Consider the following 12346-nt stretch of genomic DNA (forward strand, 5'->3'; position numbering starts at 1 on the left):
AGAATATTGTTGTGTCTTGGACAACTTCCAAGGCACAACGTGGCCTGTTAAAAGGCCAGCAGAATTATAGGTAGGGCGGAGCATGCGCAGCAGCTTGGCCGGACCGCGCGTACTCCTCCGTAAGCTTCGTGAAGTGATGGCGGAGCCGATTAATGCGCAGGAACGGCTTGACAAGATTGTACGTCTGATCGCGGCAAACGTGGTTGCGGAAGTGTGTTCCGTGTACATTTTGCGCGCGGATGGGGTTCTTGAGCTGTATGCGACAGAGGGCCTCAATAAGGATGCGGTTCACCATACTTCTCTGAAGGTTGGTGAGGGTCTTGTTGGCTTGATTTCCTCTGATGCCAGACCGCTGAACCTACCAAATGCGCAGGCGCACCCGGCGTTTGCCTATCGTCCGGAAACGGGCGAAGAGAATTATAACTCCTTCCTTGGTGTGCCGATCCTGCGTGCAGGACGTACGCTCGGCGTGCTTGTTGTTCAGAACAAAGACCACCGGACCTACTTTGAAGACGAAGTAGAAGCACTGCAGACAACTGCGATGGTAATCGCAGAAATGGTCGCGGCGGGTGAGCTGGAAGCGATTGCGCAGCAAGGCACAACGATTGATGTGATCCGTCCGATGCATCTGAAGGGTGTCGCCCTTGCTGATGGCATTGGCCTTGGACATGTGGTTCTGCATGAACCGCGTGTGGTTATCACCAATCTGATTGCCGAGGATGCGGACACTGAAAAGAAACGTCTCGAAGAATCTGTTACGCGCTTACGTCAGTCGCTTGATCATATGCTGGCAAGTGGTGAGTTTTCTCAGCACGGTGAGCACCGTGAAGTTCTGGAAGCTTACCGGATGTTTGCCTATGACCGTGGCTGGATCCGGAAGATTGATGAGGCGATCCGCAATGGTTTGACGGCTGAAGCTGCTGTTGAGAAAGTTCAGAGTGATACGCGCGCTCAGATGCTCCGGCAGACAGATCCGTATTTGCGTGAGCGCCTGCACGATCTTGATGATCTAGCGCACCGTCTCATTCGTGAGCTGATGGGCAAGAACCACAGCGGTGAAGATGATCTGCCGAAAGATGCCATCATTATTGCGCGTAACATGGGTGCTGCTGAGCTGCTCGACTATGACCGGGACCGTATTCGCGGCCTCGTGCTGGAAGAAAGTGGCCCGACAAGCCACGTGACCATTGTTGCACGTGCGCTTGGTATTCCGACAGTCGGGCAGGTTGAAGACATTGTTTCCTTGGTGGAAGCGACTGATGCCATCATTGTGGATGGTGAGATCGGTCAGATCTTCCTTCGTCCAGCGAATGATGTTGAACAAGCTTTTGCAGACAAGGTTCGTCTACGTTCCAAGCGTCAGGAAATTTATCGCCAACTTCGTGATGAGCCGACCGTTACCAAAGACGGTGTGGATGTTAAGCTTCAGCTGAATGCTGGTCTGCTGGTTGATTTACCAAGTATGGAAGATGCTGGCGCTGATGGTGTTGGGCTTTTCCGTACTGAACTGCAGTTTATGGTGGCCTCTGCTTTCCCAAGAATGCAGGAACAGCACACACTGTATTCCAAGGTGCTGGATGCCGCTGGCGACAAGCCGGTTACTTTCCGCTCTCTGGATATTGGCGGTGATAAAGTTCTGCCTTACTTGCGTTTGGCACAGGAAGAGAACCCGGCCATGGGCTGGCGTGCGATCCGCTTTGGGCTGGATCGTCCGGGTCTGCTGCGTACTCAGATCAGAGCAATGTTGCATGCAGGGGCAGGGCGCTCCTTGCGCATCATGTTCCCGATGGTGGCAGACGTTTCTGAATTTCAGCAGGCGAAGGATTATGTTGAGCGCGAACTAAAGCATCTGCGCCAGCACGGTCACGATACGCCTAAAGAGCTGAAACTTGGTGTCATGCTGGAAGTCCCGGCGCTGCTTTACCAGCTTGAAGAGATCTACAAGGAAGTGGATTTCGTCTCTGTTGGCTCCAACGATCTGTTCCAGTTCTTCTATGCAGTTGATCGAGGCAACACGCTGGTTGCGGAGCGATTTGAAGCTCTGTCTCCTAGTTTCCTACGCGCATTGCGTAAGATCGTTGTTATTGGCGATAAGATGGATACGCCCGTCACCCTTTGCGGTGAGCTTGGCGGCCAACCCCTTGCTGCAATGGCCTTGTTGGCGATCGGATATAGAAATCTCTCTATGTCTCCGGCTTCTATTGGTCCTGTTAAGGCGATGTTACGCTCTTTGGATCTATCAGCACTTTCAGAAGAGTTGCTGAAACAATTGGAAGCGGGTAAAGGGACGGACGACATTCGCGAGTTCCTGGCGAACTTTGCATCCGAAAATAATATTCCGGTATAAGCAGCGTAGATTTCGATTGCCGCAGACCCGAGAGGCTGTCGCGCTTTTAAATTAGCTGCCTAACGCTTGAGGAGTTGCCGCGAAATGCTGGCACCAGAAAAACTAGACACACTGCTAGCACGCTTTGAAGGTATTGAGGCCGAGATGGCATCTGGTCCTGCGCCGGATGTATATATCAAGCTTTCAAGGGATTATGCGGAACTCGATCCAATTGTGAAATCCATTCGTGAACTTCGCAAAGCCGAGGGTGATCTGGAAGGTGCGGAAGCATTGCTGGCAGACCCTGAAAGCGATACGGAGATGAAAGAGCTTGCACAGCTTGAGCGTGATGAGCTGACTGGTGTTGTTGAAGAGCTGACCCAGCAAGTGCGCATTGGGCTTTTGCCAAAAGATAAAGCTGACTCTCACGATGTTATTCTTGAAGTGCGTGCCGGTACTGGTGGTGACGAAGCTGCGCTGTTTGCTGGTGATCTTTTCCGTATGTATCAGCGCTTTGCAGACAATAATGGCTGGAAAGTTGAAGTGATGTCCTCTTCTGAGGGGGACATGGGCGGTTTCAAAGAAATCGTTGCTGCTGTGACTGGTCAGGAAGTGTTTGGTAAGCTGAAGTTTGAGTCCGGTGTTCACCGTGTGCAGCGTGTGCCTGAGACTGAGTCTGGTGGCCGTATTCACACGTCCGCGGCGACCGTTGCTGTTCTTCCGCAAGCTGAAGAAGTGGACGTTGAGATCAACCCTGCTGATTTGCGCATCGATACATACCGTGCATCAGGAGCTGGTGGTCAGCACGTTAACACGACTGACTCCGCTGTTCGTATTGTGCACAATCCAACCGGGATTGTGGTTGCTGTGCAGGATGAGCGCTCTCAGCATAAGAACAAAGACCGCGCAATGAAGTTGCTGCGGGCTAAGATCTACGATGTGGAGCGTGAGCGTGCTGCGAGTGAACGGACCGAGGCCCGCCGTGTTCAGGTTGGTTCCGGTGATCGTTCTGAGCGTATCCGTACCTACAACTTCCCTCAGGGTCGTGTGACCGATCATCGTATTGGTTTGACGCTGTATAAGCTTGATCAGATGATGGCAGGTGAAGCTACGGGTGAAGTGATTGATGCTCTGATCATGGACCACCAAGCGAACTTGCTCGCCGATGAAGGACTTTAATGTCCGGCCTCTTCGATAACTTCGACCTCAGAAATGTGCAGGCTTTGTACCTAGCGGTGCGGAGCCTGTTTCGTGATGCAGGTTTGGTTGAAGCTGATCTGGATGCACGCGTCCTTGTTGCAGAAGCCCTTGAAATTGAGCCGAGAAACCTGATCCTTGAGTACGATCAGGTGACCAAGCCCGAGACACTGGTGGTTGTTTCCCGATATGTGGAAGAACGCCTTGCCGGAAAGCCTGTAGGGCGCGTTCTGGGGAAGCGGGAGTTTTGGGGACTGGAGTTTTCATTGTCTCCGGCAACATTGGAGCCACGGCCAGACACAGAAACGCTGGTTGAAGCTACGATTGCGTTTTGTCAGGCGCATGGTGGTCTGGAAGAAGAGTGGATTTTTGCAGATATCGGAACTGGGACAGGAGCGGTTGCGATTGCACTCCTGACTGAGCTGCCGAATGCAATCTGTCTTGCTGTTGATATTAGTGAAGAGGCTTTGGCGACTGCGCGACAAAACGCAGCAAACAACAAGGTTCTGGACCGCTTTATCCCTGTTCGCGGTTCATATCTGGATGCGTTGAACGGATCTTTTGATTTTGTTGTGAGTAACCCGCCGTACATTCGCAGCTCTGTTATTGAAGGACTGAGCCATGAAGTTAAGCAGCATGACCCTATGTTGGCGCTTGATGGTGGAGTGGATGGTCTTACTGCCTATAAAGAATTGATAGGCAACGCTAAACGAGTTCTTAAGAGAAATAGTGGACTCCTTATGGAGATCGGGTTTGATCAAGCCGATGAACTTTCAACTCTTGCTAGGGAACTCGCTGGACTCGAGGTTTGTTGTGAACATGATCTGGCCGGTCAACCAAGGGTGATTGTTGTAGTTTTTCCATGATTGGCGAAGAATTCAATTATCTGGAAAAAAGCCCTTGGAAAATACGTCGGAACGAGATAGTTTCATCTCGCCGACAAGCGATACCAGCTAAAAGCTAAAAGCTAAAAGCTAAAAGCTGAAAACGATGGGGATGGGCACTCACTGACCGTGAGACGAGCCTGGCAGAGACGTCGGTTGATAGTTTCAAAGCAGACAGTTGAGCAACCCCTCGTATCGTTGAACTGAGAGAGCAATGCATTTGTATTGCTGCGATCAGATGTCGGATATCGCATTGAAGCAGTTATACGATCGAATGCGATTGCATTTCGATGTTGATAGCCTTTGTGCTCATCAACACGCAGGCTTATTAACGGCATTTGGAATCCGGGAGATCTTACTCCCATGAACCTCACAGTTAGGTTCGATTGCTATTCCGGAAAGTTAACGGCAGAATGAGACCAGGAAATCAGAATAACAAGCGCATGCGTGGACGGGGGCGTAAGGCTCCAAATCCATTGACACGTACTTTTGAGTCAAATGGACCGGACGTTAAGATCCGAGGTACCGCATTGCATGTTGCTGAAAAGTACCAGCAACTTGCGCGTGATGCTCAGGCCTCCGGGGACCGTGTAACCTCCGAGAACTACTATCAGCATGCAGAGCACTACCAGCGCATCGTCGCTGCTGCTCAACCCCAAAGCACACAGACTGCTGCTCCTTCTGCGCGTACAGAAGATGAAGCTGCACCTGCTGTTGTCGAAACTCCAACCGCTGTGGCAGCGACCGAAGAACAAGAGGTTGCAGTTGCAGCCCCTCAGCCTGTAATCGGTCTTGATACGCCTCAGCCGTTTATCGAAACAGCTCCAGCGGCTGACGAGAATGCAGAAGCTTCGGGAGATGCATCTGCACCAGCTGACGAAGACGATGGCAAAGCACGTCGTCGTGTTCGTGGTACTCGTGGTCGCGGTGTTCGTCGTACACCATCTTCATCCTCTGCAAGTGCACCAGCACCTGCTGAGGCAACAGAAGGTGGCGATGACGAAGCAGCTTCTAAGCCACGCCGTACGCCTCGTGCTCGCACTCCTCGTGCAGCTCGTTCACAGCGTACTCGTGCACCACGTGTTCCTGCAGAGGACGCACCAGCACCTGCGGCTTTGGAAACAACCGGAGACGGTGAAAGCTAAGCACGTTTGACGATGTGCTTGCTGGTTCACTGGTTTGCCGGAGATCTATGAAAAACCCCGCTCAAAAGGCGGGGTTTTCTTTTTTTTGTTGACGGACGAATAGCTCGTTGTGGGCGCTGGCTTACTCGACGATGAGCGTGTCACCGACAGAGAGCGCGCCGTTGTTGAGCACTTCCAGATAGATGCCGACATCCATATGCCCCAACGAGCCATGAAGTGCCTTGTTGATGTTGGTGTCACGCTCGGCTGTGACTGGATTTACATCCACGGCAGCGCAGCGGCGGGTACGTTTTGCGAACTTGAATTCTACGCCTGAGCTGGAGCGGATCTTTTTGTCGGCCCAATTGAACTCCTCGTAGGCTGGCAGGCCTTCAACATAGATGTTTGCGCGGAAGCGTTTTGGATCGATTTCGACGCCCATCGTCTCGGAGAAAGCTTTCACGCTGGCCAGATTCACGACATGCACGAAGTTTTCTGCCGTATCAGTGAAGGCATGGTCGTCTGCGTGGCGGACCTTGAGGGGGCCGATGGCTTTTTCTCCCATGTGTGTAGTGAAATAGGCTGCGAGTGCTTCTTGACCTTCAGCTGTTTCCAGCGAGAGCGTGACGTCATCGGCTTCAGGCTTGGACAGAGTGATGCTTTTGTTTTCCAGATCGTATGTGCATTTGACCTGCGCCACGTCCTCGTAACGAACCAGTACCAGAAATTTGCTTTTTGAGATGTGCTGAGGAGCTGCTGGATCGAAACCGCATGGACCATTTTCAATCGCATAGGCACGATCCAGCGGGAAGACAGCCCCGGCTTCTACTGTGGTGGTCTGAAGTGGATGAGCCGTTAAGCCTTTAACTGGATGTGTTGCGAGTGCGGTGATATGCGCAGGCGAAAAAGTCATATTAAATTCCGTTGTTTAAGCTATTCGAAACTATGAGGAACAAAGGATTGTGGCAAGATCTTGCGAAGACCCTCTTTTGTCGGCAGTTTGAACTACTATATGAAGAGTGCAGGGGGATGTCTCCTGCTTCGGGTGCTCTTGATGAGGCTCGGATCCTCCCAAAATGCTTCGTCATGCTTCGGGTGACACGGCACATAGGAGTTATATATGGACTTTGAGAAATACACCGACCGTGCGCGTGGGTTCATTCAGTCTGCGCAAACATATGCTCTGGGACAAGGGCATCAACAGTTTACTCCCGCACATATTTTAAAGGTCTTGCTGGATGACAGCGAGGGGATGTCTGCTGGCCTTATTGAACGGGCCGGAGGACGTGTACAGGATGTCCGTCTACAGATTGAGACCGATCTGGCCGCGCTTCCTAAAGTGACTGGTGGTAACGGACAGCTGTACCTAGCGCCTGAAACCGCTCGCCTTTTTGAACAAGCCCAGAAAATTGCAGAGAAAGCAGGCGACAGTTATGTCACTGTTGAGCGGCTGCTGCTTGCGCTTGCTATGGATAAAGACAGCAAGGCAGGTAAGGCACTTGCACAGGGTGGTGTTACGCCAAATGCGCTGAACGAAGCTATCAATGAAGTGCGCAAGGGCCGTACTGCGGATTCCGCATCCGCTGAAAACCAGTATGACGCTCTGAAGAAGTTTGCTCAGGATCTGACTGAAGCTGCCCGTGAAGGTAAGCTTGATCCTGTGATTGGTCGTGATGAGGAAATTCGCCGTGCCATTCAGGTTCTCTCTCGCCGTACCAAGAACAACCCTGTTCTGATTGGTGAGCCAGGCGTTGGTAAAACCGCAATTGCTGAGGGCCTTGCGCTGCGCATCGTCAATGGTGATGTGCCGGAGAGCCTGAAAGACAAGGAACTGCTTGCGCTAGATATGGGCGCACTGATCGCTGGCGCGAAATATCGTGGTGAATTTGAAGAACGCCTGAAGGGTGTTTTGAATGAGGTGCAAGCCGCTGCTGGTGGCGTGATCCTCTTTATTGATGAAATGCACACGCTGGTTGGGGCGGGGAAGACAGATGGAGCGATGGACGCTTCCAATCTTCTCAAACCTGCTCTTGCGCGCGGTGAGTTGCACTGCGTCGGTGCGACCACGCTTGATGAATACCGCAAGCACGTTGAGAAAGATGCAGCGCTGGCCCGTCGTTTCCAACCTGTGTTTGTAAGTGAGCCAACGGTTGAAGATACGATCTCTATTCTGCGTGGCATCAAGGAGAAGTATGAGCTTCACCATGGTGTTCGTATTTCAGATAGCGCGATTGTTTCTGCGGCGACGCTGTCTAACCGTTACATCACGGACCGCTTCCTGCCGGATAAGGCAATTGACCTTGTTGACGAAGCTGCCAGTCGCTTGCGCATGCAGGTGGATTCCAAGCCAGAAGAGCTGGATGAGTTGGACCGCCGGATCATTCAGTTGAAGATTGAGCGGGAAGCGCTCAAGAAAGAAGATGATAATGCCACGAAGGATCGGCTTCAGCGCCTTGAAAAAGAGCTGGTTGATCTGGAAGAGGAATCCAATGCACTGACGCAACGCTGGCAGTCTGAAAAAGATAAGCTGAGCGGCGAGCAGAAAATCAAAGAGCAGCTAGATGAAGCGCGCACGGAGCTGGAGCAGGCGCAGCGTGTTGGCAATCTGGCTAAAGCGGGCGAGCTTGCTTATGGCGTTATCCCTGATCTGGAAAAGAAGCTTTTGAATGCCCAGACAGCTGAAGATGTCGATAACACCATGCTCAACGAGACCGTAAGCAGTGAAAGCATTGCCCAGATCGTGTCTCGCTGGACCGGGATTCCCGTCGATAAGATGTTGGAAGGCGAACGTGAGAAGCTGCTTCGTATGGAAGATGAGCTGGCCAAACGTGTTGTTGGACAGCAGGAGGCCGTTCATGCAGTTTCCACTGCTGTGCGCCGGTCTCGTGCCGGTTTGCAGGACCCGCACAGGCCAATAGGCTCTTTCATGTTCCTCGGACCAACTGGTGTTGGCAAAACCGAGCTGACCAAAGCGCTTGCCAGCTATCTCTTTGATGATGAGACAGCCATGGTGCGCGTGGACATGTCTGAGTTTATGGAAAAGCACAGTGTTGCTCGTCTGATTGGCGCGCCTCCAGGTTATGTTGGTTATGAAGAAGGCGGCGTTTTGACAGAGGCAGTGCGCCGTCGGCCTTATCAGGTGGTGCTGTTTGATGAAGTTGAAAAAGCACATGGCGATGTGTTCAACGTTCTGCTTCAGGTGCTGGACGATGGCCGTCTGACGGACGGGCAGGGCCGGACTGTGGACTTCCGCAATACGCTGATCATCATGACGTCGAACCTTGGTTCAGAATTTTTAGCTTCCCAGGGCGAAGGTGAAGATGCTGATGCTGTTCGCGGGCCGGTGATGGATGCGGTGAAAGCGCACTTCCGTCCTGAGTTCGTGAACCGTCTGGATGAGATTATCCTGTTCCATCGCTTGCAGCGGACTCAGATGTCACGGATCGTCGAAATTCAGCTGGCCCGTTTGCAGAAGCTGCTGGACGACCGGAAGATGGAGCTTGAGCTGGATGATGGTGCTATGGGGTGGCTTGCCGAGAAAGGGTATGACCCGGCTTATGGTGCACGACCGTTGAAGCGCGTTATTCAGAAACAGGTACAGGATCCACTCGCTGAAATGTTGCTGGCTGGATCGATCTCTGACGGTCAGGCCATCCGAGTCTCTGCTGGAACGGACAGACTTCTTTTTGAAACGATCTGACAGGTTGGATCATGAGTTGAAGAAGAGGGCCGGATTTTCCGGCCCTTTTTGTGCTTTGTGGACATTCCCTGAAACATAAAGCGACTGTTCGAAGGTGTGCTTTTAGTGTCTAGTCATGCAGACTAAAACTTGAGTGTTCGTTAGGGGGCAGGGCATCGGGCATGAGACACGTTGATATTGCAATATCCCTTGTGGTTGTCAGTTATCTCTGGCTTGCCGCAACTGTTGTCATTGGCGGGCAGTTTTATCCAGATTACAACCATATCTCACAGTTCATGAGCGCTCTTGGAGCGACCGGTGCCCCGTTTGGGCCTGCCGTGAGCTATTGGGGCTTTGCGGTTGTGGAGCTGCTGCTGCTGCCATGCCTCGTGATCTGCTTTGCTTATCTGATGCGCAGTCGTGCAGAGCGTGTTGGCTTGATGGTTTTTGCAGGTTACTCGCTGCTTATCGCTGTTGCCGCGTTCTTTCCGTGTGATTTTGAATGCAGCATGGATGATCCAACACGCAGCCAACTCATACACACGGCTGCTGGCTTTTTGGCCTATTTCTGCGCTGTTGTGGGATTGTGTTTGTTGTCTTATGCCAAAGCTGAAAGATCGTATTGGGTGGTGCCTGGGCTAATCTTGCTGGTGATGCTCTTCAGTCTATCTATGGAAGCCGCTTTCAGTGGTCTCGTGCAACGTGCGTTGGAGACTGGTATCTATCTCTGGTTTTTCGTGATCCTGATGCGCAAGCGCCATCATAAAGAAGCAAGTAGTTTGACGCTACCTGCTCTTTGATTGTGAGGTCCTTTTGAGGAGCTGAGGTCAGTTCCGCAGTGAAGCGACGCGTTGGCTTGGACGGCCTGTTTCCATTAGAGCATTTATTCGGTCGCGTTCGCGCTTGAAGTTCTCAAGAACCTTAGCTTCAAGGATGCGTCCTTGCGGTACTTTGATCTTCAGTGAGTTCACAAAGCGACCATTCACTTTCACTTCGTAATGGAGGTGGTTACCCGTTGAAAGACCAGTGGTTCCCACATAGCCAATAACGGAGCCCTGTCTGATTTTTTGGCCTTTTTGAATGCCAGAGCCAAAGCGGGTCATGTGGTTATATGTAGTGACATAGCCGTTGGCGTGTTTGATTTCGACGCGTTTGCCGTATCCGCCAGCCCACGCTGCTTTTTGGATTACACCATCGCCAGCTGCAAAGATTGCGGTGCCGCGAGGAGCGGCCCAATCCGTGCCAGTGTGCAAACGGCGGGTTTTCAAAACCGGATGGCGGCGCATGCCGAAGCCAGAAGTAAAGCGGCCCGCTGCAATCGGTTTACGGAGCAAGAACTGCTTTGCGCTCTGACCGTTCTCATCATAATAGTCGACGACACCATCGTCTGGTGTGCGGAAACGGTAGAAACGGTGAGAGCGACCATTCACGGTGATGGATGTATAAAGAATTTCGGAAGCGCCAGTGGTCTGGTCTGCATCAAGGCCATAGAAGACGCTCATCTCATCAGCGCTTTTTACGGAGGCATTGAAGTCAACGCTATAAGAATAGATGCGAACGAGTTCTTTTATGAGAGATGTTGGGACGTCGTTATCAAGACCAGTCTGGTAGATCGAATCATAATAGGTGGCACGAGGGCCAACGGAATTCTGTTGCTGCGATGTGAATGCATCTGCGGCCATCTGCGTGGATGGCTCTGGTGCTACAACAAATTCGCCTTCATCGTTTGGAGCGATGGTTCCCACATGACGCTGATCTTCATAGATGCTGACGCGGACAAGGATTCCGTCATCTTCTTCAATCTGGTCCGTGTTGAGGGACAGGCGGAAGATCTGGCCAGCTTTGATTTTGTCGATGCCAAAGTTTTCGGTAAATGCTTTGATGTAGCCTTCCGCTTCTTTCTCAGAAGCCTCCCCATCCAGCAGAATGTCAATAAAGTCAGTCTGGGTCAGGATCGGAACAATGCGTTCTTCGATCTGATTGGCCTGGGTGATTTTACGGGACTTGGGCTGGAAGGAAACGTTTTCTTCTGTGATGCGGACTTCGATGTTTTCAAATGACTGTTCTGAAAGTGGAGCAAAGCCTGCATTGAAGTCTTCGAGGCTCGGGGTGGCCGCAATGTCGGTGGAATTGTCCAGCATGAACATCGCTGCTTTTTTGACCTGCTCCTGAACGGCTTCTTCTTTTTGATTCGGAAGAGCGACCATACTCATAGCTTCCAGTGGGAAGTCGCGCTGAGAAATGGAGACTTCGCCTTCGATGTCGGCACCGTAGATCGCATCACTGGCGACCTGTAACGGAGCAACTTGTTCTCCCTGATACATGGTGATCGGGTCGAATGGCGGAATGTCTGCAGCTGTTTCCTGTTTCTTGATGTTCTCAAGGCTTGCGCTGACGAGCGCATATGGTTTGGCTTTTACGTGGTCACGGCCATCGCTGCGGGTCACTGTATTTACTTCAATGATCTGCCTATTGGAGAAGCCATCAGTTGCGGAGCTCAGGCGGTCGCCTTTTCCGCTGGAATTACGATGTGGTGTCAGGTCTGCTGAATTGCTCACGGGGGCTTTCGCTGTCTTATAGGTGTACTGGCCATCAAGCGCAGCCATCAACGCACCACCCATTAATACGATGGAGGTCATGCCGGTCAGGATCGTTCCGATCAACCAACGGCCATTAAGCCGTGCAGGCTGGTCAGACGAACTTGCAAGGCTGTCCACCATCAAAGCAGGTTCATTGCCAAGATTGACGGAAGGCCTTCCATTAGTATGGAACCTACCAGAATTCATCGAGCTACTTATCTTTCCCCAAATCGGCAGAGATGCCATCTGCAGCAGAGTTCTGCATTACGTGTTTACGATTGATAGACAATGCTGAAGATGGGAACAACTGATGAAAGACAAATACGGCTGGAATTTGTCGCTGATACTATGAAAAATTATAGAAAAATGGATTTGGCGAGAAAATTATGAATTTGGCTGGCAAACCACGATTTTAAGCACCATATAAATACAGGGTTTGTGATTATTGAAATAGTTTCCCCAGTCCTGTGAAAATTTTTGAAGTTTTCTCTCAAGGCTCGTTGACAGGGCCAGCTCATATCCCTATAACCCGCTTCACGCCACCGGGGCGGGCCAGT

At 51.7% G+C, this 12346-nt stretch carries 8 protein-coding genes; 6 read left to right on the plus strand and 2 right to left on the minus strand.

Annotated elements, in window-relative coordinates; genetic code table 11:
- Positions 1-82 precede the first annotated feature (82 nt).
- The 4 genes from ptsP to PsWM33_RS21925 all read left to right on the plus strand — a co-directional run bounded on the left by ptsP (position 83) and on the right by PsWM33_RS21925 (position 5552).
- The gene (gene ptsP, locus PsWM33_RS21910) at positions 83-2347 is read left to right on the plus strand and encodes a phosphoenolpyruvate--protein phosphotransferase (RefSeq protein WP_063286038.1); all 2265 of its coding nucleotides are present in this window, start codon (positions 83-85) and stop codon (positions 2345-2347) included.
- A gap of 84 nt (positions 2348-2431) precedes the next feature.
- Complete coding sequence (gene prfA, locus PsWM33_RS21915; protein WP_063301623.1) at positions 2432-3505, plus strand: peptide chain release factor 1; 1074 nt, start codon at positions 2432-2434, stop codon at positions 3503-3505.
- The gene (gene prmC, locus PsWM33_RS21920) at positions 3505-4389 is read left to right on the plus strand and encodes a peptide chain release factor N(5)-glutamine methyltransferase (RefSeq protein ID WP_063301624.1); all 885 of its coding nucleotides are present in this window, start codon (positions 3505-3507) and stop codon (positions 4387-4389) included. Before prfA ends, prmC begins: the two co-directional genes overlap by 1 nt.
- A 461-nt stretch (positions 4390-4850) precedes the next feature.
- On the plus strand, positions 4851-5552 hold the full coding sequence (locus PsWM33_RS21925) for a DUF4167 domain-containing protein (RefSeq protein ID WP_206599023.1): 702 nt from the start codon (positions 4851-4853) through the stop codon (positions 5550-5552).
- Positions 5553-5673: 121 nt separating this feature from the next.
- Here PsWM33_RS21925 and PsWM33_RS21930 read toward each other — a convergent pair whose 3' ends face one another.
- Positions 5674-6444 (minus strand): MOSC domain-containing protein, encoded by a 771-nt coding sequence (locus PsWM33_RS21930; protein WP_063301625.1) that lies wholly within the window; start codon positions 6442-6444, stop codon positions 5674-5676.
- A gap of 207 nt (positions 6445-6651) precedes the next feature.
- On the opposite strand from PsWM33_RS21930, the gene clpB reads away from it, so the two are divergent.
- A complete protein-coding gene (gene clpB, locus PsWM33_RS21935; protein WP_063301626.1) occupies positions 6652-9231 on the plus strand; it encodes an ATP-dependent chaperone ClpB in 2580 nt (859 codons plus the stop codon).
- A 161-nt stretch (positions 9232-9392) separates the two neighbouring features.
- On the plus strand, positions 9393-10010 hold the full coding sequence (locus PsWM33_RS21940; RefSeq protein ID WP_063294414.1) for a DUF998 domain-containing protein: 618 nt from the start codon (positions 9393-9395) through the stop codon (positions 10008-10010).
- A gap of 27 nt (positions 10011-10037) precedes the next feature.
- Here PsWM33_RS21940 and PsWM33_RS21945 read toward each other — a convergent pair whose 3' ends face one another.
- Positions 10038-11996 (minus strand): M23 family metallopeptidase, encoded by a 1959-nt coding sequence (locus PsWM33_RS21945; protein WP_063301627.1) that lies wholly within the window; start codon positions 11994-11996, stop codon positions 10038-10040.
- Between the last annotated feature and the right edge of the window lie 350 nt (positions 11997-12346).

The organism is Pseudovibrio sp. WM33, from assembly GCF_001623165.1.
Lineage (GTDB): Bacteria > Pseudomonadota > Alphaproteobacteria > Rhizobiales > Stappiaceae > Pseudovibrio.

Excerpts from the sequence above, each read along its gene's own strand:
- ptsP (WP_063286038.1), top strand. The coding sequence starts at position 83 with ATGCGCAGCAGCTTGGCCGGACCGCGCGTACTCCTCCGTAAGCTTCGT.
- clpB (WP_063301626.1), top strand. The coding sequence starts at position 6,652 with ATGGACTTTGAGAAATACACCGACCGTGCGCGTGGGTTCATTCAGTCT.
- PsWM33_RS21945 (WP_063301627.1), bottom strand. The coding sequence starts at position 11,996 with ATGAATTCTGGTAGGTTCCATACTAATGGAAGGCCTTCCGTCAATCTT.
- PsWM33_RS21925 (WP_206599023.1), top strand. The coding sequence starts at position 4,851 with ATGCGTGGACGGGGGCGTAAGGCTCCAAATCCATTGACACGTACTTTT.
- PsWM33_RS21930 (WP_063301625.1), bottom strand. The coding sequence starts at position 6,444 with ATGACTTTTTCGCCTGCGCATATCACCGCACTCGCAACACATCCAGTT.
- prfA (WP_063301623.1), top strand. The coding sequence starts at position 2,432 with ATGCTGGCACCAGAAAAACTAGACACACTGCTAGCACGCTTTGAAGGT.
- prmC (WP_063301624.1), top strand. The coding sequence starts at position 3,505 with ATGTCCGGCCTCTTCGATAACTTCGACCTCAGAAATGTGCAGGCTTTG.
- PsWM33_RS21940 (WP_063294414.1), top strand. The coding sequence starts at position 9,393 with ATGAGACACGTTGATATTGCAATATCCCTTGTGGTTGTCAGTTATCTC.